At 70.1% G+C, this 25646-nt stretch carries 21 protein-coding genes and 2 pseudogenes; 8 read left to right on the forward strand and 15 right to left on the reverse strand.

The window, feature by feature from the left end; translation table 11 throughout:
* The first annotated feature begins 275 nt into the window (after nucleotides 1-275).
* Nucleotides 276-1838, forward strand: coding sequence for a phospholipase D family protein (locus tag HCC78_RS22385; protein WP_172331017.1), 1563 nt, complete (start codon nucleotides 276-278; stop codon nucleotides 1836-1838).
* Between the two features lie 120 nt (nucleotides 1839-1958).
* Complete coding sequence (locus HCC78_RS22390) at nucleotides 1959-2957, forward strand: tyrosine-type recombinase/integrase (protein ID WP_253949308.1); 999 nt, start codon at nucleotides 1959-1961, stop codon at nucleotides 2955-2957.
* Nucleotides 2958-3593: 636 nt separating this feature from the next.
* Here the strand turns inward: HCC78_RS22390 and HCC78_RS22395 are convergent.
* Nucleotides 3594-4676, reverse strand: a complete 1083-nt coding sequence (locus HCC78_RS22395) for a ParB N-terminal domain-containing protein (RefSeq protein WP_172331019.1) — start codon at nucleotides 4674-4676, stop codon at nucleotides 3594-3596.
* Nucleotides 4669-5982, reverse strand: a complete 1314-nt coding sequence (locus HCC78_RS22400) for an AAA family ATPase (protein WP_172331020.1) — start codon at nucleotides 5980-5982, stop codon at nucleotides 4669-4671. The genes HCC78_RS22395 and HCC78_RS22400 overlap by 8 nt, the downstream gene beginning before the upstream one ends.
* Before the next feature lie 382 nt (nucleotides 5983-6364).
* Between HCC78_RS22400 and HCC78_RS22405 the strand changes: the two genes are divergently transcribed.
* Entirely contained in the window at nucleotides 6365-7069 is a 705-nt protein-coding gene (locus HCC78_RS22405; protein WP_172331021.1) for a MarR family winged helix-turn-helix transcriptional regulator, read from the forward strand.
* A gap of 6 nt (nucleotides 7070-7075) precedes the next feature.
* Here HCC78_RS22405 and HCC78_RS22410 read toward each other — a convergent pair whose 3' ends face one another.
* Genes HCC78_RS22410 through HCC78_RS22420 form a run of 3 tightly spaced genes read right to left on the reverse strand, consistent with a single transcriptional unit; the run spans nucleotide 7076 to nucleotide 11331 of the window.
* Entirely contained in the window at nucleotides 7076-8260 is a 1185-nt protein-coding gene (locus HCC78_RS22410) for an efflux RND transporter periplasmic adaptor subunit (protein ID WP_172331022.1), read from the reverse strand.
* A 3-nt stretch (nucleotides 8261-8263) separates the two neighbouring features.
* Complete coding sequence (locus HCC78_RS22415; protein ID WP_172331023.1) at nucleotides 8264-10621, reverse strand: FtsX-like permease family protein; 2358 nt, start codon at nucleotides 10619-10621, stop codon at nucleotides 8264-8266.
* On the reverse strand, nucleotides 10615-11331 hold the full coding sequence (locus HCC78_RS22420) for an ABC transporter ATP-binding protein (protein ID WP_172331024.1): 717 nt from the start codon (nucleotides 11329-11331) through the stop codon (nucleotides 10615-10617). Before HCC78_RS22420 ends, HCC78_RS22415 begins: the two co-directional genes overlap by 7 nt.
* 448 nt (nucleotides 11332-11779) lie before the next feature.
* Here HCC78_RS22420 and HCC78_RS22425 point away from each other — a divergent pair, with 448 nt between their 5' ends.
* From HCC78_RS22425 to HCC78_RS22435, 3 genes are all read left to right on the forward strand, one after another.
* Entirely contained in the window at nucleotides 11780-12346 is a 567-nt protein-coding gene (locus HCC78_RS22425) for a class I SAM-dependent methyltransferase (RefSeq protein WP_172331025.1), read from the forward strand.
* Nucleotides 12347-12424: 78 nt separating this feature from the next.
* Nucleotides 12425-15769: an ATP-binding protein gene (locus tag HCC78_RS22430; protein WP_172331026.1), complete on the forward strand. Its 3345-nt coding sequence runs from the start codon at nucleotides 12425-12427 to the stop codon at nucleotides 15767-15769.
* Nucleotides 15766-16665 carry a response regulator gene (locus HCC78_RS22435; RefSeq protein ID WP_172331027.1) on the forward strand — a complete coding sequence of 300 codons (900 nt, stop codon included), beginning with the start codon at nucleotides 15766-15768 and terminating at the stop codon, nucleotides 16663-16665. Before HCC78_RS22430 ends, HCC78_RS22435 begins: the two co-directional genes overlap by 4 nt.
* Nucleotides 16666-16686: 21 nt before the next feature.
* On the opposite strand, the gene urtE is transcribed toward HCC78_RS22435, so the two are convergent.
* The 10 genes from urtE to HCC78_RS22485 form a co-directional block, all read right to left on the reverse strand.
* Entirely contained in the window at nucleotides 16687-17406 is a 720-nt protein-coding gene (gene urtE, locus HCC78_RS22440) for an urea ABC transporter ATP-binding subunit UrtE (RefSeq protein WP_172331028.1), read from the reverse strand.
* Between the two features lie 5 nt (nucleotides 17407-17411).
* A complete protein-coding gene (gene urtD / locus HCC78_RS22445; RefSeq protein ID WP_172331029.1) occupies nucleotides 17412-18182 on the reverse strand; it encodes an urea ABC transporter ATP-binding protein UrtD in 771 nt (256 codons plus the stop codon).
* Complete coding sequence (gene urtC, locus HCC78_RS22450; protein ID WP_172331030.1) at nucleotides 18179-19249, reverse strand: urea ABC transporter permease subunit UrtC; 1071 nt, start codon at nucleotides 19247-19249, stop codon at nucleotides 18179-18181. The genes urtD and urtC overlap by 4 nt, the downstream gene beginning before the upstream one ends.
* A 3-nt stretch (nucleotides 19250-19252) precedes the next feature.
* On the reverse strand, nucleotides 19253-20146 hold the full coding sequence (gene urtB / locus HCC78_RS22455; RefSeq protein WP_172331031.1) for an urea ABC transporter permease subunit UrtB: 894 nt from the start codon (nucleotides 20144-20146) through the stop codon (nucleotides 19253-19255).
* 62 nt (nucleotides 20147-20208) lie between these two features.
* The gene (gene urtA / locus HCC78_RS22460) at nucleotides 20209-21405 is read right to left on the reverse strand and encodes an urea ABC transporter substrate-binding protein (RefSeq protein WP_172331032.1); all 1197 of its coding nucleotides are present in this window, start codon (nucleotides 21403-21405) and stop codon (nucleotides 20209-20211) included.
* 115 nt (nucleotides 21406-21520) lie between these two features.
* A complete protein-coding gene (locus tag HCC78_RS22465) occupies nucleotides 21521-22285 on the reverse strand; it encodes a MipA/OmpV family protein (RefSeq protein WP_172331033.1) in 765 nt (254 codons plus the stop codon).
* Between the two features lie 579 nt (nucleotides 22286-22864).
* Nucleotides 22865-23920 (reverse strand): hypothetical protein, encoded by a 1056-nt coding sequence (locus tag HCC78_RS22470; RefSeq protein ID WP_172331034.1) that lies wholly within the window; start codon nucleotides 23918-23920, stop codon nucleotides 22865-22867.
* Entirely contained in the window at nucleotides 23917-24129 is a 213-nt protein-coding gene (locus HCC78_RS22475; RefSeq protein ID WP_172331035.1) for an AlpA family transcriptional regulator, read from the reverse strand. The genes HCC78_RS22470 and HCC78_RS22475 overlap by 4 nt, the downstream gene beginning before the upstream one ends.
* Entirely contained in the window at nucleotides 24126-24503 is a 378-nt protein-coding gene (locus HCC78_RS22480; RefSeq protein ID WP_172331036.1) for a hypothetical protein, read from the reverse strand. The genes HCC78_RS22475 and HCC78_RS22480 overlap by 4 nt, the downstream gene beginning before the upstream one ends.
* Nucleotides 24503-24700 carry a hypothetical protein gene (locus HCC78_RS22485; RefSeq protein WP_172331037.1) on the reverse strand — a complete coding sequence of 66 codons (198 nt, stop codon included), beginning with the start codon at nucleotides 24698-24700 and terminating at the stop codon, nucleotides 24503-24505. Before HCC78_RS22485 ends, HCC78_RS22480 begins: the two co-directional genes overlap by 1 nt.
* 4 nt (nucleotides 24701-24704) lie before the next feature.
* Between HCC78_RS22485 and HCC78_RS22490 the strand changes: the two are divergent.
* Both HCC78_RS22490 and HCC78_RS22495 read left to right on the forward strand, forming a co-directional pair.
* A pseudogene (locus HCC78_RS22490) lies at nucleotides 24705-25046 on the forward strand (hypothetical protein); the annotation flags it as partial.
* A 179-nt stretch (nucleotides 25047-25225) separates the two neighbouring features.
* Nucleotides 25226-25378, forward strand: a pseudogene (locus HCC78_RS22495) (integrase core domain-containing protein); the annotation flags it as partial.
* Nucleotides 25379-25646 lie beyond the last annotated feature (268 nt).

The raw sequence follows: 25646 nt of genomic DNA on the forward strand, positions 1-25646 counted from the left end.
TCCTGTCTTCTCTCTGCGGGGCGTCCGGCGCCCCATGTGCCTTCGATGGCAGGAGTTCTGGCCGCCGCGGTTTTCCGCCCTGTGTCGCCGGCGGTCCGGACGTGTTTCGATTGTGGCAGACCGGTTTCGGTGCTGAAACGCGGGCCCCGGCAGGTCGGGAATACCCGTCCCGCCCAACAGCCGCCGCCGTCCCGGCGCGGCCTGCCCGGCTTGCCAAGCCGCTTGTTCCGCGGCTGCCGCGCGGCTACGATTCCCGGAAAACGGCGGAGGACGGCATGAGCTTGGCGGACGGACTGGCAGGAGGAAGGTGCAAGCGCGGACTGGGCGCTGCATTGGCGGCGGCGATGCTTCTGGCGGCCTGCGCCTCCTGGCCGGAGGACTATCCCAGGACCGAAACCCACGCCCTGCCCTATGTCAGCACCACCTTCCTCGCCCGCCAGGCGCAGAAGCTGGGCGATCCCGGCGACGGGCGCTCGGGCATCCGGCTGGTGTCCGACGGGCCGGAGTCGCTGGCGCTGCGGCTGATCCTGGCCGACCGGGCGGAACGCTCCATCGACGCGCAGTACTACCTGCTGCACGACGATGCCTCGGGGCATCTCTTCGCCTGGCACCTGCTGCAGGCGGCCGACCGCGGCGTGCGGGTGCGGCTGCTGCTCGACGACATGGACACAGCCAGCTACGACGCGATGATGGCCGCGCTCGGCAATCACCCGAATTTCGAGATCCGGCTGTGGAACCCGTTCAGCCGCGGCCCCGCCAAGGCGATCGCGTCGGCCCTGGAATTCGACCGGATCAACCGCAGGATGCACAACAAGTCGATGACCGTCGACAACGCCGCCACGCTGGTCGGCGGCCGCAATATCGGCGACGAGTATTTCGCCGCCCGCAGCCAGAGCAACTACAACGACCTCGACCTGCTGGGCGCGGGCCCGGTCGCGCGCGAGGTTTCCGAGGTCTTCGACAGCTACTGGAACAGCGAGCACGCCATCCCGGCCGCCGCCGTCGCCGCGAAGAAGGCGGATGCGATGACGCTGGACGAAGCGCGGACCAAGCTGGCGCAGCTGGCCGGCGCGGCTGGCGGCACCGACTACGGCAGCGCGCTCAAGCATGCGGTGCGCGAAAGCCTGCTGGAGGGACGGCTCGATCTCGACTGGGTTCCGGTCGAGGTGATCTCCGACCCGGTGGAGAAGACCGCGGGCGAGGCGCGCCAGGAGGACATCGTCGCGGCGCGCATCCTTCCCTACATCCGCGGCGCCAGGGACAGCCTCTACGTCGCCTCGGCCTATTTCGTCCCGCGCGACATGGGAACCGCGCTGCTGACCGGGCTCGCGGAGCGCGGCGTCGCCGTCACGGTGCTGACGAACTCGATGGACTCCACCGACGTGCTGCCGGTCTACAGCCATTACGCGCGCGACCGCAAACCGCTGCTCGAGGCCGGCGTGACCCTGTGGGAGCTGCGCTCCGACGGCTCCCGTCCCGACCGCGCGCGGCTCGGGCTCGGCCAGTCGCTCTCGTCGCTGCACACCAAGGCCTTCGCCGTCGACCGCCACTGGCTCTTCGTCGGCTCGTTCAACTGGGACCCGCGCTCGGTGGCGATCAATACCGAGATGGGCGTCCTGATCGAGTCCCCCAAGCTGGCCTCCGCCGCGGTGGCGCAGTTCCAGGCGGGCATCCGCGAGAACGCCTACCAGCTCCGCCTGGGAACCGACGGCGACATCGAATGGCTGGAGCACAAGGACGGCAAGGTCCTGGTCCATCGCGACGAGCCCGCCGAATCCGGCTGGCGCAGCTTCAAGAGCCGCATCTACGGTGTCCTGCCGATCGGCGGGCAGCTCTGACCCGGGCGCGCCAACGGCGGTTTTCCGTATCCAATTTAAGTTAACCGCCGTCACTTGCCTCGGCGAGACACGTCCGGTAATGTGGCGCAAACCATGTTTGCCGGGGAGACGGACAGCCCAATGCAGGAAGACGAGCGGACGCCGCCCCTCGCCGCGCCCACGAAGGCGCTGGAACAGCTGGCCGAGGCGGCGCAGGACTATGCCCGCGCCGCCGCTTCGGAGAACACGCTGCGCGCCTATGCCCAGGACTGGGCGGATTTCTCCCGCTGGTGCCGCCTGCGCGGCGCCCCTGCCCTGCCGCCGTCGCCCGAGCTGGTCGGTCTCTACCTGACCGAGCGCGCCGGGACCCTCACGGTCTCCAGCCTGGAGCGGCGCCTGGCCGGCATCTCGTGGGGCTACCGGCAGCGCGGCATGGTGCTCGACCGGGGCGACCGCCACATCGTCACGGTGATGAAGGGCATCCGCCGCCGCCACGCCCGTCCGCCGGTGCAGAAGGCGCCGCTATCGGCCGAGGAGCTGCTGGCGATGGCCGCCACCCTGCCCCGCGACCTCCGCGGCTTCCGCGACCGGGCCATGCTGCTGCTGGGCTTCGCCGGGGCGCTGCGCCGCTCCGAGCTGACCGGGCTCGACCTCAACCGCGAGGATACCGGGGACGGCGCCGGCTGGGTGGAGACCGAGGAACAGGGCGCCCTGCTGATCCTGCGCGGCAAGACCGGCTGGCGCGAGGTGGAGGTCGGCCGCGGCTCGACCGAGCGCAGCTGTCCGGTGGCGGCGCTGGAGCGCTGGCTGGAGCTCGCGCGGATCAGCCACGGCCCGCTGTTCCGCCGGGTGTCGCGCGATGGCCGCCGGGCAATGGACGGGCGCCTGAACGACCGCCATGTCGCGCGGCTGGTGAAGTCCGCCGCGCTGGCAGCCGGGCTCCGGCCCGAGCTGGGCGAGGCCGAGCGCGCGGCGCTCTTCTCCGGCCATTCCCTGCGCGCCGGACTGGCCAGCCATGCCGATGCCGCCGACCGCGACATCCAGCGCCAGCTCGGGCATGCCAGCCTGGAGATGACCCGCCGCTACCAGCGCAAGCGCGACCGCTTCCGGGTGAACCTGACCAAGGCGGCCGGTCTCTGACCAGCCTTGCCCGCCCGTCCCGGCGCGGACTGCGCGCCGGGCTACGGCTCGTTCCAGCAACGGATCCCGGCCGGACCCATCCTTCGGCAGCTTGCATTCCTCGGGCCCGGCGGCTTTCCGCAGCAAGTTCCGCACCGGGTAACCCGCGGGTTACCGCGCTCCGCAAGCTCCGCCCCCATCCATGTGGCGGCCAGCCCGGAGCCCTGCCTCAGGACAGGCTACCCGCAAGCTTCTGCCCCGATCACCGCTCGCCGCCGCCGCAAGTCGAGACCTTCCAGCCCGCCCCAACGGCGCGGGACTGCTTCGCCACGGCTTCAGGCCGCGCACGGCATTGTCCCGCGCAGACTCTCCCGGGATGCAGGAACACTGGAGCTGCCCTGCCGGAAGCCAGCGCTCCACGATCTCAGCCGTCCGAGACAACCCGCCGGTTCCCCGGCCAGGGAAGCGGATCACCTGCCCGCCCGTCCACGTCCGGCAACCGGCCTGCAGCATCCGGCGGACCTGACGAGACCCGCGCGCGCCGTCCTGCCTGCTGATTTGTCCATGGGGAGGTCCGGATGCGCTCCGGCCGCGGCGTCCGCGGGAAGAAACCCCGGCGGACGGACGGGCGCGGCCCCGGCGGCCGCGCCCGGAAACTCACAGCTGGGTAACCCGCGGGTTACCGTCTTCCTCGTGCAGCGCAGCCTCGAAAGCCCGGATCGCACGCATCAGGCGCTCCTTCGGGATGTCGGCGAAATCGTCGCCCGAGACGATCCGGCACTCGCCCTTGCGGGCCGTCACCTTGGTGGTGCCGACATGGAACTCGTACTTCTCGCGGCGCTCCCGCTTCGGCCGGGGCGCGTCGACCTTGCGGCGGTCAGCGATGAAATCCGACAGAACCTGCGCCTGGTCCTCGGCCGTGCCGACCGCGGCCAGAGCGCGGCGTAGTCCCGCCACGCGGTCGGGCTGGGCCTTCATCGCGCGGGCCACTTCGACGCCGACATTGCGCGTCACCGCGCGCGGCCATTGCAGCGCCGACCCGAGGTCGTCCAGCAGGAAGACGAAGCTGCGGATGTAGCTGCGCTTCATCTTGTGGAGCGAACCGTAGAGCCGCGCGACCAGCGCCTCGGGATCGGTCTCGGGCACGTCCGGATCCGCGGCGGCGGCCAGCGCGACCTGCGCCATCTCGGCGAAGGTCAGGTCTTCGCGGACGACGTTCTCCTCGACCATGTCGACATAGCGCGCGACGCGGTCCTCGCTCTCGGCATTGTCGATCCGCGCCACCACCTCGGAGAAGGCACGGTCGTCGGTCTCGAGATAGAGCTGCTTCAGCGCCGTCAGGCGGCGCCAGCCCTTCTTCAGCTGATAGCGGCCCTTGGCATCGAGGAAGACCTCGATCGGCTCGCGCTGGCCGCGGGCCCGGATCGAGGCCTTGAGTTCCTCCATCTCGTCGGAGGAGGCCACGGCCTCCAGTTCCAGCCGGTCGCGCGGCAGGTCGTCAGTGCGCACGTCGCCGATCGACAGGCGGCGCAGCACCAGTCCGGACGCCTCGGCCTCGCGGAAGGCCTTGGCATCCTCGGCGTTCTTGCGGCGCATCTCCACCTTGGCCTCGGTGGTTTCCTGCAGGCTCTGCGCCGCCTCCCGTACGGCGGCGCCCATCGGCCCGACGGAGCGTTCGCGGCGCTTGGAGGGCAGCCCGGTATCGAGCGCGTCGAAGCCGAACTTGTTGCGGTCAGCCATCGATCAGTTCCTTCTCGCGCGCACCCTCCGGCCAGGAGGCCAGCACCGTCGCCTTGAATTCCTGGTAGGCCGCATCGAAGCTCTGGCGCGCGCGCTTCCAGGTCTCGCGGGTCATCTGGCGGTAGTCCTGCTCGTAGACCGACATCTGGAACCGGCCCGACTGCTCGACCGCACGGGTCATCTCGATCGGATGGTGGCAGACATCCGCGCCGAAGACATTGCGGAACGCGCCCTGCATCGCGGCATGCAGCGGGTTCGAGACTTCGAACCGGGTCATCAGCAGCTTGATGTCGCGGAACTGCTTGGGCAGCGACAGGCCGGCATCTTCGGCCAGCGAGTCGAAGCCGTCGGCAATGTCCTGCATCGCATCGCCGAGCTGGCCGAGGAAGGAGGTGGTGGAGTCGTATTCCCAGTAGCCCGGACCGGACGGGATATAGAGGATGTCGGCAGCGAAGGCCGCGTTCAGCGACTGGTAGCCGATGGCCGGCGGGCAGTCGAAGATGATCAGGTCGTACTGGTCGTCAGGCAGCTCGGACAGGTAGCGGTCCATGCAGCCGAAGAAGCTCCAGGCCTTGTGCATCGACCGGTACTGCGCGGAGGCGAACTCGACGAAGGCGGCGTTGGCGCAGGAGGGGATGATGTCGATGGTCGGCCAGCAGGTCCGCTGGATGAAGTCCTGGAAGCGCTGCGCGCCGATCGACTGCACGTCCTCGGGCAGCTCGTCCGAGGCGGGGTAGGGGCAGTCGTCCGGGTCGTCATAGCTGGCGGCAATGCGGTCGGCCTCGCGGCACAGGTCGCGGCACATGATGCCCCAGACCGTGTTCCACTCCTTCACCTCGACCAGCCCCATGGAATGGGTCAGCGTCGCCTGCGGGTCGAAATCCACGCAGAGCACCCGGTAGCCGTCGAGCGCAGCGGCATTCGCGAGGTGCTGCGCGACCACGGTCTTGCCGACGCCGCCCTTGAAGTTCGACACGGCGATGCGCGTGGCGCGGCCCTTGGGCCGGCGGGGCAGGAGCGACTTGCCGCGCAGGCGCACGCGGCGGCGCAGCTCGTTGATCTCCTCCAGCGTGAACCAGCGCTGGCGGCCGTCTTCCTCGGTCTCGCCCTGGGGCAGGGAGGGGTCCTCGGCCAGCTTCTTGCGCAGCGTGTCGGCGGCGACGTCGAACATGAACTGGCTGATCTCCCAGATGGAGAAGCGGCGCAGCTCCTTCGTTTCGGCGGGCGAGAAAGTCGCGCGGCGCACGGCGGTCTGCTGTGCGAGGCTGCGCTCGTTCATTGTCTGGAGGTCGGTATGGTCTCTCATTTTTGCGCTGCTCGTGTTTTTTCCGATTGCCCCCTGAATAACGCGAAACCGGGAATCTGCAAAACCCCAAATCTGCGCGCGTTATTGCCGGCAGCCGCGGGAAAAAGCCGGTCGAAGGAAAATGGCCGAGTCGAAAAGGGGACAGCTTTCCCGGCACTTCCGGAAAAAGGGTGACAGGAGGACCTTTATTTGGTGACACTTTGGGAGTCCTGCTTTACCTATAGGACTCTCCAATCCTCATTTTTCGGATCCGGGGGAATAAATCCCGTAAATCGCACCTCGTTGACATATTGCGCGACTTCGTGCTTCACTTTGGGCAATCAGGAATCGAGGGTCCCCGAAAAGAGGGATCCCGCATTGAGGCACAAGGCAGATCGCGTTCATGGACCGCGCACGCATCACTGGCCCCGGGGCCGGTGTCTGGAAGTATGACATCCTCACGGCCTTGACGCTATGGGGACTGAACGGATCGCAGGGTGAACAGGCCACTGCGATGCGGCTGATCGCGATGGTCACCGCCCGGTACAACTGGCAGCGCGACGAGGTCTCCATCGGACAGCGCGACCTTGCGCGGCTCTGGGGCGTGACCGACCGGACGGTCAAGCGCGAGCTGAAGCGGCTTGCCGCGATCGGGCTGATCGAGACATTGCGGCCGGGCGTGCGGGGCAGGGTGGCAAGCTACCGGTTGGTCCCCGAAGCCGTGGCCGCGGTCTCGGCCCCCTATTGGGACCGGGTCGGACCGGACTTCGCCGAGCGGATCGGCGCCCGACAGGCAGCCGCGGTGAAGCAGGAGGGCCCGCAGGTCCTGCGGGTGGATTTCCGCCAGATGCGCGGCACGCCGGAGCCAGAGTCCGGCGATCCCTGGAGCCAGGTCCAGTCCCGGCTCAGGGCAGCGGCGCCGGAAGCCTACGGCGCGTGGTTCGCCGGGCTGAGCCTGCGCGACGCGACTGCGGACCGGATCGAAATCGCCGCCCAGAGCGCTTTCGTGCTGCGCTACATTGAGACCCATTTCGGCGAGCTGCTGCGCAGTGCCGTGGCGGAAGCCTTCGGGCCCGGGCCCGAGCTGGCGCTGAGCTGCGGTGGCTGAGCGGCGTCAGGGCAGGGGGGCGACGCGGATGCCGTCGCCGAGGCTGTCGGCCGGGCGCAGGATGACGGCATCTCCGGCGGCAAGCCCGCCGGTCACCTGCGCGAAGGCGTCGTTGCGCTCGCCGATCGAAATGCGGCGCAGACGGGCGCGGCCGTCCTGCACGGCGAAGACCGCCCAGTCCGGCCCGCTGCGGAAGAGCGCGCCGACCGGGACCGAGAGCACGTCCGTGCCCGACCAGGTCTCGATCCGCACCATGACGCGGTAGCCATGGCCGAGCGCAGCGTGCCCGGCCGGATCGCCGGCGAGGCGGAGAATGACCTCGACGCGCTGCTCCTCGATGCCGAGCGCCGAGACCTTGGTGACCGCGGCGGGCTCCACCCGCTCGACCGCCGCCGCCAGCGGCGGGCCGCCCCAGCCGGTGATGGCGGCGGCCGCACCGGGACTGACGCGGACGGCGTCGCGCGACAGCAGCTCGGCGGTGATCTCCAGGTTCGCCGGATCGCCGATCTCCATGATCGGCATGCCCGGCTGGACAACCTGCTCGTCCTCGGTGACGACCCGCAGGATGCGGCCCGAGACCGGGGTGACGATCTCGACGCAGCAGCTGGCGGTCGCATTTCCGATGCCCTCGGCCAGCAGCGCGTTGGCGCTGTCGAGCTTGCGCTCCTGCACGGCAAGGTTGGCGCGCGCGCTGTCCACCGCGGCTTCTGCCGTGCGCTGCACCAGCAGCGCGTTGTCGCGCAGCTGCGCCGATACGGCGGCACGGTCGAACAGCCGCTGGGTGCGGTCGGCCTCGGTCCTGGCATGGTCGCGCTCGGCCTCGGCCTGGACCAGCGCGGCCCTGGCGAGATTGACCGCGGCTTCCGCGGCGGCGGCGGCGGCTTCGGCCACGGCGCGGGCGCGCCAGTCCAGCAGTTCGGGCGCCGCCGGGCCGATGCGGGCGACGACGGTCTCGTCCGCCGTCACGGCGTCCCCGGCATGGAGCGAGATGCGCTGCAGCTTGCCGCCGATCGGGGCGGAGACGGTATAGACCTCGCGGATGCGGGCGCGGCCCTCTTCCTCGACGCCGACCGAAAGGCTGCGCGGGGCGACCGCGGCGGTTTCCACCATGACCGGGCGTGGCTGGAACGCCCAGGCGAGCAGGCCGGCCAGGGCGGCGGCAAGCAGGAGGGGTATGAGCAGGCGGCGCATGGGTCACTCCCTTGTCTTCAGCACGCCGACGATGTCGAGCCGGCGGATGCGGCCCGCGATGGCGAGAGCCGAGAGGATCGCGGCGGCGCAGACCGCGAGGCTGGCGGTGGCATAGACGTCGCGCCCGACGAGGAACGGCACGCGGTAGAGGTCGGAGGCGAAGGAAGCGGCCATCGCCGCCGCCATGCCGTGGCCGATCAGCCAGCCGAGCGGCTGGGCGGCGAGGGTGACGAGGCCGAGCTCGGCGAAGAGCATGGCCGAGACCTCGGCATTGGTGAAGCCCAGAACCCGCAGGCTGGCCAGTTCGCGCCCCTGTTCGGACAGCGCGATGCGGGCGAAATTGTAGACCACCCCGGCGGCGATGATCGCGGCGAGGCCGACATAGACGCTGACCATGACGGTGATGTTCTCCGCCAGGGTCGCGCGGAACCGGGCGAGGACGAGGTTCTTGACCGCGATCGTGCCGGTGCCGGGCGCGGCGCGGGCGGCTGCGAGGAATTCGTCCATGGCGGCCGGGTCGACCAGCAGGGCCGCCCCCGAGATCCGGTCGCCGTCGCCCGCCGCGCGGTTGAGCGCGTCCAGCTCCATCGAGGCGCCGAGGCCGACATAGCCGACCGAGATGCCGCTGACCGGCAGGGTGGCCTCGTTGCGGCGGCCCTCCAGAAAGGCGACGGTCACGAGGTCCCCGCGGCGCAGGTCCAGAGCGTCGGCCAGCGCCTCGCTGAGGATCAGCCCCCGCTCGGGCATCGCCATGGGCTCCAGGTCCGGAGACAGGACGCGGGATAGCTGCGGCCCGGCCGGGCGGCCCTCCACCGCGACGCGCTTGGCATGCGGGCCGTTCTCCAGCCGCGCGGCGATGCTGCGCCAGGGCTCGGCCGCCATGACGCCGGGCAGGCGGCGGATTTCCTGCAGCGCGGCGGGCGGCTCGGCGGCGGCGAAGGCGACGCGGACATCCTGCCGCTCGCCCAGGTGGAAAGTGACGGCGATCAGCTGCTCCAGCGAGCCGAAGGTCCAGAGCGAGGCGACCAGGATCGCCACCGCCATGGCCAGGCCCAAGATCGCCGCGGCGGTCCTGAGCGGCCAGTGCAGCAGGTGGCGCGTGACCATGCGCAGGCTCTGTGGCAGCGCCAGCCGGTCGGACAGCGCGCCGAGGCTGCGGCGGTAGGCGGGCGGGGCAGGGGGAGCCATGGCAACCGCCGGGGGCAGCGCGGAGACCTTGAGCGCCGCCTGCAGCGCGCCGCCGGTGGCGGCGGCCAGCGCCACCAGCGCGGCCAGCCCGTAGATGGCGGGGCTGCGCGAGAAGACCAGGTAGGGGAAGGAGAAGAACTCGGCATAGAGCCGTGCCATGCCCGCGCCCAGCCAGGCCCCGGCGGCAAAGCCGAGGGCGATGCCGAGGACGGCGATCAGCAGCACGAATTCCAAGTAGTGCCAGGCGATGGCGCGGCGGCTGTAGCCGATCGCCTTGAGCAGGCCGATCTGCTCGCGCTCCAGCGCCACCAGCCGCGACATGGTGATGTGCACCAGCATTGCCGCGACGGCGAGGAAGATCGGCGGCAGCACCCGCGCCATCGCGCCGAGTTGGGTCAGTTCGGCATCGAGAAAGGCATGCGAGGTCTGGTCCCTGCGGGCGATCGCGCCGGTGCCGCCATAGCGGGCCAGCAGCGGGTCGAGCGCCTCGATCACCCGCTCCGCGGAGGCGCCGGGGGCCAGCCGCAGCACCAGGTTGGAGAAGGCGCCGTCCAGATCCCAGGCCGCCGCCAGCGGCGCGCGCGGCATCCAGGCGATGCCGAAGCGCGCCGGGTCGGGCATCATCTCGCCGGGCCCGAGCGCATAGATGAACTCCGGCGAGATCGCCGTGCCGGTGACCGTCACCTCCATCCGGCGGCCGTTCATCACCAGCGACAGCGGCGCGCCGGGCGACAGCCGGTGGGCGGCGGCGAACTCCTCGGACAGCACCACCTCGCGGTCCGATTGCGGGTCGGGCAGCCGCCCCTGCCGCAGGTGCAGCAGGTTCAGCCCGCCGGTTCCCGGCAGCGACACCATCATCAGCGTGGCGGGCGCCGCTCCGGGCAGCTCGGGCCGGGCGGTCTTGACGATGCGGGCCTCGGCCGAGAGCACGCCGTCGAGCGCCTCCGCCTCGGGCAGCAGCGCCAGCGGCGCGCGGGTCAGGTCGGCGAAGACATCGGCGAAGCGGTTCTGGGCGTAGTAGCGGTCGCGGGTCTGGGTCAGCGAGTCCTGCGCGCCGCTTCCCAGGATCGCCGTGGCGACGCCCGCCGCCAGCACCAGCGCGATGGCCAGAACCTGCGCGCGCAGCCGCCACAGGTCGCGCAGCACCTTGCGGGAGAGCGGCGCGATCACCATGACACCTCCGAAGGCGCCTTGCGCCGCGGGTTGAGGGTCTCTTCCACGATCTGCCCGTCGGCAAAGCGCAGCGTGCGCCCGGCGATCTCGCGGATGGCGGCATTGTGGGTGATGACCAGGGTGGTCGCGCCGGTGGCGCGGTTGACTTCGGTCAGCGCCTCCAGCACGCGCACCCCGGTTGCGCTGTCGAGCGCGCCGGTCGGCTCGTCGCAGAACAGCAGGCTGGGCCGCTTGGCGATGGCGCGGGCGATGGCGACGCGCTGCTGTTCGCCGCCCGAGAGCTGGGCAGGGAAATGGTCCCGCCGCGCCGAGAGCCCGACCAGGTCCAGCGCCTCGTCGGGACGCATCGGCGCGCGGGCGATCTCGGTGACAAGCGCCACGTTTTCCACCGCGGTGAGGCTGGGCACGAGGTTGTAGAACTGGAAGACGAAGCCGACATGGTTCCGCCGGTAGAGCGTCAGGCCGCGTTCGGAGAGGCCGGTCAGCTCCTGCTCCCGGAACCAGGCCTTCCCCGCGGAGGCGGTGTCGAGCCCGCCGAGGAGGTTGAGGAAGGTCGACTTGCCGGACCCCGAGGGACCGAGGATCACGACGAACTCGCCCGGCGCGGCGGCGAAATCCACCCCCCGGAGCGCCTGCACCTCGAGCGCCCCGCTGCGGTAGGTCTTGCCCAGCCCCGCGGTCCGGATGATGCTGCCGCCCGATTCCCCCATGTCGCGTCTCCCGTCCGGGCAGACTCTACCGCAGATGGGCGCCAGGTCCCTGACCTGCGTCAACCGCTGCATCCGGTCTCCGGGGGGGATTACCGGACATTCCAGAGGCCGGAAAGGGCGGCGGTTATCCGCCACAATTCCAAAGTTTCCGCCGCTTCGATGTGCTCCCGGCCGGCGTCGCAGTGGCGGAAGCGGCCAGTCCTGCCGCGGCGCGCGGGCGGGTCCCGCGGGCCACGTCACGGAAAAGTGGGACAAAAAGCGGGCCGGCGGTGCCGGATATGTCCTTGCGGAAGGCGCCAGTCGGACCCCTGCGGTGCAAGCACGCTTGCCCGCGGCACGAAGTTGGGCCTACGCTCCGAGTCCAGGCAAGGAGAGGTGAGCGATGCAGATGCGAACAAGGAAGCCCCCGGCACCGGCGAGCTGCGGGCTTCCGCATGCCAGACCTGGCATGGAGGGGGATTTCGCACGCTTCTTCCGGTCCTGGATCGCCAATCCGATGCGGGTCTCGGCGATCGCCCCGTCCGGGCGCCGCCTTGCAGCCATCATGACGAAGGAGATCGATCCCGGCGCCGGTCCGGTGATCGAGCTGGGCCCGGGCACCGGCGTCTTCACCCGCGCGCTGGTGGCGCGGGGCGTGCCCGAGAGCGATCTGACCCTCTTGGAATTCGGCCCGGAATTCGTGCCGGCGCTGCGGCTGCATTTCCCCGCGGCCAATGTCCTGCAGATGGATGCGGCGCGGCTGGGCGAGCTGTCGGGCTGGGCCGGGCGCCGGCCCGGCTATGTCGTCAGCGGACTGCCCCTGCTGTCGATCCCGATGCCGCAGCGCCGGCGGATTCTCGGCGGCGCCTTCGAGGTGCTGCGGCCGGAAGGCAAGTTCTACCAGTTCACCTACGGGCCGCGCCCGCCGGTGCCGCGGGAGATCCTGGCCGAGCTGGGCCTGGACTGCCGCCGGATCGGCGGCACCTTCGGCAACCTGCCGCCCGCCTCGGTCTACCGGTTCCAGCGCGCGGCCTGAGCCGCAAGACGCTTGCACATGGCCCCCGGACTCCCATGATGGACGGCGGTGTTGGTAAGGGTGGCGCGCAAGGGGCCGATGACGCAGGCGCAGCAGATCGCGCTCGAAAGGCGCAGGTACAACCAGTATGTGGCTGACGAGACGCGCGAGGACTACGCGCTGCGCTTCACCGCGCGCGGATCGCGCCTGCCGGCGCGGCGCGTGGCGCAGACCGCGCTCGGCGCGATGGCCTTCCTGGCCTGCGAGGCGATCGGCGGCGCGCTGACCCTGTCCTATGGCACGGCGAACACGCTGGCGGCGATTGCCGCGCTGACGGCCATCGCCTTCGCCATCGGACTGCCGGTCGTGGCAAATGCAGCACGGGCGGGGCTGGACATCGACCTGCTGACCCGCGCTGCGGGCTTCGGCTATCTCGGCTCCACCGTCACCTCGCTGATCTATGCGACCTTCACCTTCGTGCTCTTCGCGATCGAAGCCAGCATCATGTCGGTGGCGCTGGAAATGGTGCTGGGCCTGCCGCTCTGGCTGGCGCACCTGGTCTCGGCGCTGGTGGTGATCCCGGTCGCCGCCTTCGGGATCCGGCGGATTTCCCGGCTTCAGCTGCTGACCCAGCCGGCCTGGCTGGTGCTGCAGGTGGCGCCGCTGGTGCTGCTGGCGCTGTCGGGCACGGCGGAGATCCCGGGCTGGCTGGACTTTGCAGGGGAAGGGCCGGGCGGGCTCGATCCGCTGATGGTGGGGGCGGGCCTGTCGCTGCTGATGTCGCTGCTGCCGCAGATCGGCGAACAGGTCGACTACCTGCGCTTCATGCCCGCGCGGCGCAGCCGCGGCTGGTGGGGCTGGCTGATGGTCTCGGGGCCGGGCTGGGTGTTCCTGGCGGCGGCCAAGCTGGCGCTCGGCTCGCTGCTGGCCTGGGCGGCGCTGTCGCAGGGCGCGGCCCCCGAACTGGCGGCGCAGCCCGCCGAGATGTTCCGGATGGCCTTCGAGGGGCTGACCGGCAGCCCCGGGATCGCGCTGGCGCTGACCGGGCTCTTCGTCTGCATCTGCCAGGTGAAGATCAACGTCACCAACGCCTATGCCGGTTCCATCGCCTGGTCGAACACCTTCTCGCGGCTGACCCATGCCCATCCGGGCCGGGTTGTCTGGCTGGTCTTCAACGTCGCGCTGGCGCTCTTCCTGATGGAGCTGGGCATCTTCCGCGCGCTGGAGAGCATCCTCGACCTCTTCGCGATCCTCGCCGCCGGCTGGCTCGGCGCGGTGGCGGGCGATCTGGCCGTCGCCAAGCCGCTGGGCCTGTCGCCGCGCACGATGGAATTCAAGCGCGCCCATCTCTACGACGTGAACCCCGTTGGATGCGGCGCGATGGGGCTGTCTATCCTGGCGGCGGTGGCCTGCCTGTCCGGCCTGGCCGGGGACATGGCGCAGGCCTTCTGCGTGCCGGTCGGGCTGGCCACGGCCTTCTGCGCGGCGCCGCTCCTGGCCTGGGCGACCGGCGGGCGCTGGTACATCGCGCGGCGCTCGCAGGTGGCGGCTGAGCCGGACGGGCTGTGCCGCTGCGGCATCTGCGAGCACCGCTTCGATCCCGAGGACATGGCGCAATGCCCGGCCTACCAGGTGCCGATCTGCTCGCTGTGCTGTTCGCTCGACGGCCGCTGCCGCGACCGCTGCAAGCCGGGCGCGCGGGTGTCGCAGCAGGCCGCGGCGGTGGCCGACCGGCTGCTGCCGCCTTCGCTCGCGCGCAGGACGCGGTCGCGCATCGCGCAGGTCGGCGGGCTGGCGGCGGTGCTGGCGCTGGTGGTGGCCGGGCTGCTGGGCGCGGTGGCGCACCAGCTGGCCCCCTCGCTGCCCGGACCGGAATTCGCCGCCGTGTCGCGCGCGCTGTGGACGGTCTTCGCGGTGCTGCTGATCCTGTCGGGCCTAGTCGCCTGGTTCCTCGTGCTCAATGCCGAGGGCCGCCGCAGCGTCGAGGACGAGTTCGAGCGCCAGGCCGAGGCGCTGTTCGAGGAGAACGCGCTGCGCCGCGCATCCGACGAGGCGGCGCAGAAGGCGCGCGAGTCGGCGGAAGCGGCCAATTTCGCCAAGTCGCGCTTCCTCGCCGGGCTCAGCCACGAGCTGCGCTCGCCGCTGAACTCGATCTTCGGCTATGCCCAGCTGATGGAGCGCGCGCCGGAGACGCAGGAAACCGCCACGGCCGTGATCCGCCGCAGCGCCGAGCATCTGACCGACCTGATCGACGGGATGCAGGACATCTCGCGCGTGGAAAGCGGCACGCTGGTGCTGTCGCGCGACCGCATCGCGCTGCCCGAGCTGCTGGAGCAGCTGGCGGGCATGTTCAGCCTGCAGGCGGAGGCCAAGGGCATCGGATTTTCCTACGACCGGCGCGGGCGTCTGCCGCGCCACGTCATGGCCGACCGCAAGCGGCTGCGCCAGGTGCTGATCAACCTGCTGGCCAATGCGGTGAAGTTCACCGGGACCGGCGAGGCCGGCATGCGGGCGGCCTATCGCGGCTCGACGCTGGAAATCGAGGTCTTCGACACCGGGATCGGCATTGCCGAGGCGGACATGGAGCGGATCTTCCAGCCCTTCGACCGGGGCAGCTCGGCCGCCGCGGAGGCGATCCCCGGCACCGGGCTGGGGCTGACCATCACCAAGCTGCTGACCGAGATCATGGGCGGCACGCTCTCGGTGGACAGCCGCGAGGGCGCGGGCACGCGGATCACCCTGCGGCTGATGATGTTCGAGGCCTCCGGTCCCGCTCCGGGCGAGGAAGCTCCGATCTTCGGCTATGCGGGCGCGCGGCGGCGGGTGCTGCTGGTCGACGACACGCCCGAGCATCTCGACCTGTCGCGCCGCCTGCTGGCACCGCTGGGCTTCGCCATCTCGACCGCGCGTTCAGGCAGCGAGGCGCTGCGCGCCGCGCCGTCGTTCCAGCCGGACCTGGCCGTGCTCGACGTGGAGATGCCCGGCATGTCGGGATGGGAACTTGCAGCGCAGCTGCGCGCGCTCCGGCCCCGGCTGCGGATCCTGATGGTGTCGGCGAATGCCCAGGATGACGAGGTCCGGGCGCCGCGCGGGGCCGGGGCGGCGCATGATGCCTTCCTTGCCAAGCCGGTCGAGGCCGGGAGCTTCCTGAAGGCGGTCGGCGACCTGCTGGGCCTGGTCTGGCTGCGCGGCGAGGCCGCGGCGGAGCTGCCGGCACCGGCAGCGGCGCCCGCGCCCCGGCCGCGGGCGGCCCCGCTGGCAGAGGGGCCGGCGCTGGAGAGCCTGCGCAAGGCGGCGGGGATCGGCCACCGGCGCGGGGTGCGCGATGCGCTCGAGCGGCTCGAGGTCGAGGGTTCCGATCCGGCGGATCTGGCGCGCTGGCGGGACATGGCGGCGCGGTTCGACCTGGCCGCCATCGCGGCGGAGCTGGAGGACACGCCGTGACCGATCTCGGCGATACCGTCCTGATCGTGGACGACCAGCCCGAGACGCTGGAACTGCTGACCGACACGCTGGAGCGAGAGGGCATGACCGCGCTGGTGGCGATCCGCGGGCAAGCGGCGCTGGACCTGCTGGCGAAGGTGGAGCCGCATGTCATCCTGATGGATGCGCAGATGCCGGGGCTCGACGGGTTCGAGACCACGCGGGCGATCAAGCAGATGCCGGGGCGCGAGCATATCCCGGTGATCTTCATGACCGGCCTGACCGAGACCGAGCACGTCGTCAAGGGCCTTGCCGCGGGCGGGGTGGACTACGTGACCAAGCCCGTGGTGCTGGAGGAGATGATCGCGCGCATCCGCGTGCACCTGGCCAATGCGCGGGTGGCGCAGGGCGCCCGGGCGGCGCTGGATGCCGCGGGCCGCAGCCTCCTGGCGCTCGACGACGGCGGCGCGCTGCTGTGGTCGACGCCGCGCGCGGAGGAGATCCTGGCCGATCTCTTCGAGGACGGGCGGCTGGTGCCGAGCGAGGCGCTGGCCGGGCGGCTGCTGTCGATGCGGGGCGTGCCGGACAGCCGGTCGCGGCTGACACTCGGCGACCGCGAGCTGGAATTCCAGTACCTGGCGCCGGTGCGCGCGGGGGAGTCGCTCTACCGGGTGACCGAGAGCCGTCCCGGCGCGCGCGAGGCGGTGCTGCGCGACCGGTTCGGCCTGACCGCGCGCGAGGCGGAGGTGCTGCTGTGGCTGGCGGCGGGCAAGTCGAACCAGGACATCGCCGACATCCTGGGCAATTCCGCCGCCACGGTGAAGAAGCACCTGCTGCAGATCTACGCCAAGCTCGGGGCGGAGAACCGGGCCACCGCGGCGGCGATGGCGGTGCAGCTGCTGGCCGAGCTGGGCTGAGCCCGGCCCGGCCGGCAAGGGTCAGACATTGACCAGATGCGCGACCTCGGCGGCGCTTTCCTCCGCGGTGCGTCCGCGGCGGACGGTGCGCCCGCGCATCAGCACGCAATACTCGTCGGCGAAGGACCAGGCGAAGTCCAGGTACTGCTCGACGATGACGATGGTCACCCCGAGTTCCGTCCGCACCCGGCGCAGCGCGTCCTCGATCTGCTGGACCACGTTGGGCTGGATGCCCTCGGTCGGCTCGTCGAGCAGCAGCAGCTTCGGCTGGCCCGCGAGCGCCCGGCCGATCGCCAGCTGCTGCTGCTCGCCGCCCGACAGCACCCCGGCCTTGCGGTGCCGGATCTGGTCGAGCTTGGGAAAGAGATCGAAGATGTGGCCGGGGATGCCTTTCGCGATCAGCCCCTTGCCGCGCCCGGCCAGCGCCGAGAGCCCGGTCATCAGGTTCTCCTCCACCGTCAGGTGCGGAAAGACGTGGCGGCCCTGCGGGACGTAGCCGATGCCGGCACGGGAGCGGTCATGCGACGCCTGCCTGGTGACGTCCTCGCCGTCGAGCCGGATCGCGCCGGAGGTGGCCTTCTGCACGCCCATGATGGTCTTCAGCAGCGTCGTCTTGCCGACCCCGTTGCGGCCGATCAGCGCCAGCGCGCCGCCCTTTTCCACGTCGAGATCGATGTCCCACAGCACCTGGCTCTGGCCGTAATGGGCGGCGACGCCCTGCATGTTGAGAAGGGATTCCATGGGTCTCACTCCTTTGCCCGGCCGAGATAGACCGCGGCGACTTCGGGATCGGCGCGGATCTCGTCGACCGTGCCCTGTTGCAGGAAGCGGCCCTGGTGCAGGACCGTGACCGTGCCGCCGAGCTCCTCGACGAAGGCCATGTCATGGTCGATCACCAGCACCGCGTGGCGGCCGAGCAGCGACTTCACCAGCTTGGCGGTCTTCGAGGTCTCGTTCGGCCCCATGCCCGCGGTCGGCTCGTCGAGCAGGATCAGCGGTGCGTCGGTGGCGACCACCATGCCGATTTCCAGCCACTGCTTCTCGCCATGGGCCAGGTCCGCGGCGAGCGTCTCGGCCCGGTCGGCCAGGCCAACCGTGTGGAGGATGCTCTCGACGCGCTGGACTTCCTCCGCCGCGCGCCGGTGGCTGAACGTGGTCCACCAGCGGCGGTCCTTCGCAGCGGCGACGGCGAGGTTGTCGCGCACCGACAGGCTGGGCAGCACGCCCGGCGTCTGGAACTTGCGGCAGATGCCGCGGCGGACGATCTCGTGCTCGGGGCGGCCGATGATCTCCTCGCCCATGAAGCGGACCGAGCCGGAGGCCGCCTGGACACGGCCGATCACCGTGTCGCAGAAGGTGGATTTCCCGGCGCCGTTCGGCCCGATCAGGATGCGCAGCTCGCCGGGCTGGAGCGTCAGCGAGAAGCCGTCGATCGCCTTGAACCCGTCGAAATCTACCGTGATGTCCGTGACTTCCAGAAGCGGCGTGCCGGGCTTGATCTCGGAATGAAAGGTCATTGGGCTTCCTCCAGCAGGGCGGCGTCGGGGGCGGAGGCGCGGTCGCGGCGGCGCTTCAGCAGGTCGTCGGCCAGCCCCGCCAGGCCGTTCGGCAGGAAGGTGACGACGAGGATGAAGACCAGGCCGAGCACGTAGAGCCAGGCTTCGGGCATGGCCGAGGAGACGATGTCCTTGGCGAAATTGACGATCAGCGCGCCGGCCACGGCGCCCCACAGGCTGTTGCGCCCGCCGACCGCGACCCAGACGATCATCTCGATCGAGGGGACCACGCCGACGAAGGCGGGGGACACGACGCCGGCATGCAGCGTGAAGAGCGCGCCGCCGATCGAGGCGAAGACCGCCGAAAGCGCGAAGGCCACGACCTTGTAGGGGGTGGTGTCGTAGCCGAGGAAGCGGACGCGGTTCTCGCCGTCCCGGGTGGCGCGCAGGAGCGTGCCGTAGCGCGATGCCATCAGCCATTTGCTGCCTGCGAAGACGGCCACGAGAAGTCCGAGCGTCACCCAGTAGAGCGTGCGGTTGGCGCCGTCGGTGCCCAGCTCCATGCCGAAGAGCGTGGTGAAGCCGGTCAGGCCGTTATAGCCGCCCGTGGTGCTCTGCTGGCTCGTCAGCAGCGTCGCGAAGGTCAGTGCGACGGCCTGGGTGATCAGCGCGAAATATACGCCCGCGATGCGGCGGCGGAACACGAGCCAGGCGAAGAGACCGGCGAAGGCGGCCGGGACCAGCACCACGGCGAGCAGGGCGAACAGGGGGGACTGGAACGGCACCCACCACCAGGGCAGAGACATGACGCCGGACCATTCCATGAAGTCGGGCAGGTAGCCCGGGTCGAGCGAGACGAGCTTCAGGTACATGGCGATGGAATAGCCGCCGAGCCCGAAGAACACGCCCTGTCCGAGGGTCAGGATGCCGCCCTCGCCCCAGATCAGCACGATGCCGATGGCGAGGATGGCCATGGCCAGGAAGCGGCCGAGCAGGTTGAGGTCGTAGGAGGAGACGAGGGCGGGGGCGAGGACGGCCAGCGCGAGGACCGGGATCCAGGCGTGGCGCAGCAGCGGATGGTCGGTCATGGATCAGCCCTCCAGGGCGCGGGAACGGGTTGCGACGACGCCCTGCGGCCGGAACTGCAGGAAGATGATGACAAAGAGCAGCATCAGGACCTGGCTCATCGAGACATCCAGGAAGATCTGCGAGAGCGCGGAGACGAGGCCGAGGATGATCGCGGCCGCGGTGGTGCCGACCATCGAGCCGAGCCCGCCCATGACCACGACGAGGAAGGCCGGGACGATGTAGCTCTGGCCGACCGAGGGGGTCACCGGGCCGAGCAGCGACAGGACCACGCCGGCAAGCCCGGCAATGCCGGTGCCGAGGCAGAACACGGCGAGGTCGACGCGGCGGGTGTTGATGCCCGAGGCGGCGGCCATCATCCGGTCCTGGTTCACGGCGCGCACCAGCAGGCCCAGCCGGGTGCGGGCGATCAGCAGGCCGAGGCCGGCCAGAACCGCCACGGCGACGGCGAGGATGAAGATCCGGGTCGAGGGGAAGTAGAGGCTGCCGAGGGCGAAGCCGGTGTTCAGCCAGTCGGGCGCGGTCACGCCGACGCCGATCGGCCCGAAGACCGAGCGGGCCGCCTGCTGCAGGATCAGGCTGACCCCCCAGGTGGCCAGGAGCGTGTCGAGCGGCCGCGAGGACAGCCGCCGGATCACGGTGACTTCCATCAGGCCGCCGACCACCGCCGCGCCGAGGAAGGCGACCGGCATGGCCACGAGAATGGCCGCGGGGCCGGGTACGATCAGGTAGGTCAGGTAGGCCAGGTAGCCGCCAAGCATCAGCATCTCGCCATGGGCCATGTTGATGACGCGCATCAGGCCGAAGCTGAGCGCGAGGCCGAGCGCGGCGAGGACGAAGAGCGAGGCAAGGGAGAAGCCGTTGAAGACCTGGCCCGCGAAGAGGGTTGCATCGAGCATGCCGGTGTCCTTTCGGGAGGGAAAAAATGGCCGCCCCGGGGGAATGGGGCGGCCGGCCAGGATCAGTTCGTCACGAAGCCGCAGGTCTTGCCCGGGAAGGTGAGGGCGTCATACGGTTCGGGCTCGATCGCCGCGTCCGAGGACCAGACGATCTCGAACTGGCCCTGGCTGTCCAGCTTGCCGACAAGCGCGGCCTGGCGCAGCGACTGGTTCGGCGAGAAGGAGACCGTGCCCATCGGCGTGTCGACGTCGAGCCCCACCGCGGCGGCACGCACGGCATCGGTGTCGAAGCTGCCCGCGGCCTCGACGGCGGCCTTCCAGGCATAGACGTTCAGGTAGCCGTGCAGCATCGGGTCGGTGACGGCGGCATCTTCGCCGTAGAGCGTGCGGTAGGCTTGGACGAACTCGGCATTTGCCTCGGTGGGCAGGGTCTCGAAATAGTTCCAGGTGGCATAGGAGCCCGCGACCAGCGAGGCGCCCATCGCCTGGGCTTCCTGCTCGGCGATGGAGAAGCTCATCACCTGGACCTTGTCGGGCCCCATGCCCGCGGCGGCCATCTGCTTGAAGAACGACACGTTGGAGTCGCCGTTGAGAGTGTTGAAGATGATGTCGGGCTTGGCCGCGCGGATCTTGGCGATCACGGCGGAGAAGTCGGTGCCGCCCAGCGGCACGTACTGCTCGCCCGCCAGAGCCAGCCCGTCCTCGGCGAGATGCTTCTTGACGATCAGGTTGGCCGTCCGCGGGAAGACGTAGTCGGAGCCGACCAGGAAGTAGCTCTGCTTGCCTTCCGCCTTGGCCCAGTCATAGGCCGGCAGGATCTGCTGGTTCGGCTGGGCGCCGGAATACATGATGTTGGGCGAGCACTCGTTGCCCTCGAACTGCACCGGATACCACAGGAGGCTGTCCGCGCGCTCGAAGACCGGCAGCATCGCCTTGCGCGAGGCCGACGTCCAGCCGCCGAAGACGGTGGCGACATCGTCGTTCTGGATCAGCTTCGAGGCCTTCTGCGCGAAGATCGCCGGGTCCGAGGCGCCGTCCTCGACCACCGCCTCGATCTGGCGGCCCATCACGCCGCCCGCGGCGTTGATCTCGTCGATCGCCATGACTTCGGCGTTCTTCACGGTGACTTCGCTGATCGCCATCGTGCCCGAAAGCGACTGCAGCACGCCGACGGCGACTGCGTCCTCGGCATGGGCGGCGGTGACGGCAAGCGCGATCGTTGCGGCGCCGCAGAGCGCGCCGGTTGCGGAATTCTTCATGGGTCCGTCCTTTTCCCTGTCGGTGGAGGCTGCGCCGGGCGGTGCCCTGCGCCATGTCCCGGAGACTAGGGAAAGCCGCCGCGGGGCGGTATGGACCGAAAGGGGTATGCGGGGGCTACCAGGCGCGGGCGGCGCCGATCCCGGCATAGACCTGGTCGCGCGACAGCACCGCCGGGCTGTCCGCCGCCTCGCCCAGCAGCCGCGAATACATGAAGCCCGCGCCGACCGCCCAGCGTTCGCTGACCGGCTGGACATAGATCGCGGTCAGCCGCGCGTCGCGCCAGCCCCCGCCGGCGGCATGGTCCTGCGCCGGGTCGGAGAAATAGGCGTCCATGTAGTTCTGCGAGGCCCAGCTGGCCGCCAGCCCCAGCCCCAGCGCGGCATGGCGTCCGACCGGCAGCCAGCGCCGCAGGTTGACGTCGATGACATGGCCGTCATGGACCCCGGCCGCATCCTGCAGCAGGCCGATGCCGGTACGCCAGCGGTCGCGCGGATCGGGCCCGCCGGTTTCCCAGGCGAGGAAGCCGCCGAGATCGACCGACATGCCGATGTCGGGCAGCGGATCGCCGCGGTCGTCCTCGGCGTCGCTGCGGCCGAAGCGCAGGATGCCCGCCGGGCCGGCCTGCAGGTGCGGATGGCCGGCGAGGTTCACCGACAGGTAGTTCGCCTCGAGGCTGACATAGCGGCGGCCGAAGCTCCTGCGCGCCGCCGGAACCACCGCCCAGACATTGCCGTCGGCCCCGACATAGCCCGGGCCCGCGCCGGTGCCCAGGATCACGTAATCGGGGAAGTTCGGCAGGTCGAGGACCGGCCCCTCGGCCCGCGCCGGGGCGGCGGCAAGCGCGGACAGGGTGGCGAGGATGGCGGCGGAACGTCTCATGGCGGTGTCTCCCCTCGATGCGGCCCGGCAGGCAGGAAAGCCGATCCGCAGCCGCGGGGCCGGAGCCGGGCGGGTCGGCAGTCCCCGGCGGTCGGCAGCCCGGCCGGGGCAGGGATCCTGCCGGCGCCGGTTCCGGCGGCTAGGTGCCAGGGGCAGGCCCCGGCGCTGCCGACCGGCCCGGCAGTCCGGCCCGGAGCGCCCCGCCGTCCGCCCGGATCCGTCCGGCTGCATCGCGCGGCACGGGGGGCTCCGCTGCAGCCCGCGGGCATGGACGGGGAATGGACAGATCTCATCTCGGGCCTTTCCGCGCCCCGTTCCGGAGACGCAGCTGGTGCATGGCTATTCAAGCAGGGGAGCCGCGTCCGACCCTACGGTCAACTGCCTCGGGGCCCGCCCGCGATTTCGCCGCAGGACTCGGCACTTGGGGGCGGCCGCCCCGGGAGGATCAGCAGTCCCCCGGCTTAGGTCATGTCGGTCCGAGTCTGACCTCGGGTACCATCCAAGTTTCAATGACTTCCGGTATTTCTAGCCACCGTTTGCAGCTTTCGGAAATCGGCGTAGCTCACATTCCCGTTTCGTTCATTCTCTGTTCGTTCCGCGCTCGCGCCGCATCTGGGCATTGCGCGACATCAGCAGTCGGTTCGCCCGGCGCCGGTAATAGGCGATGGTTTCCGGCGTCTGGTTCGTGATGGCCTGGATCTCAGCCTCAGAGCACCCGGCCTCGGCGAGCTGGACAATCGCCAGCTTGCGGAGACCATGCAGCGTGAACGGCTTTGCAGCTTCGCCCATCGTCTTCCGCCAGTCGCGGAACTGCTTTTCGACGGCATCGTAGCCCAGCGGCTCGCTCAGGTTCTTGGCTAGGACGAAGGTGCCGCGCTTCTGGATGGTGGCGAGGTAGTCAGACAGAGACGGCGGGCAGAACACCTCCCACGTCTCTCCGCCCTTCTGGTCGATCACGGTCATGCTGTCGCCGGCGAAACGCTCCCAGCGCGTCAGCACGGCGGCGCCCGGGCGCTCACCGCGGCCGAGGATCAGTCGGGCGAGGTTGCGCACGTCTTCCGGCGCTTTATCGAGTTTGGCAACCATCCACTCCGGCCACGGCTCGAACGGGCGGCTTGTTTCAAAGAGGTCGAGCCCCTCGGCCGGGTTTTCTCCAAGGCTCCAGCGCAGCTTCTTGTTTCCGTAGTTCCAGAGCAGCTTGACCACCTGGACGAAGTGGTCCGCCTTGCGCGGCGTGCCGCTGTACTTGTCATGCACGGCGCGCAGGCGCTGGTGGGTCAGGCTTTTCACCGCCAGGTCGGCGTTCTTCTCGAGAATCCATTCCATCGTACGCCGGTAGCTGACCTTGGTGCTGTCGGCGAGCTTGCGCTGGATCCGCTGATCCTTCCGCCACTCGATCACGAGGTCCCGCCAGGTCTTCTCCGGCTTCTTCGGCTTCTGCACGTCGTGCAACCCGGCTTCGCACTTCCAGTACAGCTCCAGCAGCCTGCCGGTGTCGCCCTTCCAGTCCAGTCGGATTGTCCGCTCCTTGCGCTTTCCGCCTTCTGTCCACGTGATGCGGTGCCGTGGCTCGAACTCGCCGGCGCGCGGGTTCTTCTTCCATTCGAGACGCGGCAGATCAGGGCGGCGGGTCATGCGTCGAACTCAGGCTCCTGCGGCTTGGCTGCATCTCCAGACAGGATTGCCTCGATCTGCGCGACTCGCCAGCGTTCGTGATGCCCGAGCCGCACCGGGCTGGGCAGGGCACCGGCAGACACCAGCCGCCGGAACTCGGCGCAAGGCATGTCGAGCATGGCTGCCGCTGTCTTGTCGGTAACGGCGAGGGGCTGGTGGCGGGCGGTCATGCGCCATCCTCCCGTTCAGGCAGCAGCCCTGCCAGCTTGAGCGCCTCGATGTCGCGCAGGATTGTCGTCAGCGGCGCGTCGAGCGCCGCCGCGATTTGCGTCGGCGGTGTCGCAGGGTCGCGCTGCCTGGCGGCCAGCACGGCCTCCCGGCGGGCGCGCCGCAGCTTGCTGCCGTCGCCCTTGGCGCGGCGGACGACGTCCGGGGTGAGAACGTAGACCCGCCCGCAGCGCGTGTTGTGCTCGGCGACGATCCGGCGCTGGAATTCCGCCGGCGTCTCCTTCGCGCGCTCGTCTTCCGGTTCCGGCGGCCGGTGGCGGATCAGGCTCTGCTCGAGCTCGGCGAAGAACGCGCCGATCGGGGACATGCCTGCCATCAGATCAGCCCTTTCCCGATCGCCATGTCCTCGCCGATCGTCAGGATGGCGAGGCTGCCGGTCGTCTTCTCGATGCGGACCGAGCTGCGCGGCAGCTGCACGGCGTCTTCCCGGTCGCCGCTGGTGCTGACCCAGATGTGCGATTGGGACCGAAGGTGGATCTGGATTTCGATCTCGATGATGTCGGTTGTCGTCATGCCGCTCTGCGTCGATAACCCGGTGATGCACCGCCATGCCCGCGAGCGGATGCCGCCCGGCCTGCCCCGTCCGCAGATCGTCCAGCCCCGGTGGTTCGGGGAGCGCGCCTTCAAGGCCACCGGCCTCTACCTGCGCGGCCTGCCGCCCCTGGCCGCCACCGACCGGCTGGAGCCGTCGAAGCCCGGCACCGAAGACCACAAGCGCTGGTCCGCCATCCACCGCGCCCCGCCGGGCCCGGACCGCTGGAAATGCCGCAGCCGCACCTTCGGCGGCGTCGCAGAGGCGATGGCCGCGCAGTGGGGCAACTTCGCCGACGATCCGGTGACCGGAACGGTGACCGCGTGAGCGACATCCCCGTGACCCTGGGCGGCCAGCAGTACCGGATGCGGCCGACCTATGGCGCCATGAAGGAGATCGAGCGGAGGCTCAACCTGGCCTTCGCCGAGGCCTACGAATGCGCGCTGGTCGGCCGCCTGCGCATCCTGGAGATGGCCGAGATCATCTTTCAGGGGTGCCAGGCGGCGGGCGAGGTCTTCTGCTCGTTGAGGGAGGCGCAAATCCTCATCGAAAGATGGCGAAAACACTGCAACATGGACCGGCCGCATAGTGCCCTCGGATATCGGGCGCCCGCGCCCGAGGTCTTCATTCCAGTAGATCGAAGGCCGACCATGCATTAGCGTTTGACCCGGACCACTCGCTGGGATCAGTTCAGCTCTACACTCTATGTCGCAGCGGCCATTGGGACCGGGTGCCAGTGCCTGACCTCTCGACGTTCGACCGGTCGGCGGTGGTGGCGAGGTCGCGGGGTGGTTGTGGCTCAGCATTGAAAAGTCCCCCGGCATCCGGGCGATAGGCTCTGAAAGGGGGCTCTGACTCAATTTTGATGCAGGCCGCGCATTCGGGGCACCTATCTTTCTGACGTAAGTTCAGGAGGATAAGCGAGAT

This window comes from Mangrovicoccus sp. HB161399 (assembly GCF_013184745.1).
Taxonomy (GTDB): Bacteria; Pseudomonadota; Alphaproteobacteria; order Rhodobacterales; family Rhodobacteraceae; genus Mangrovicoccus.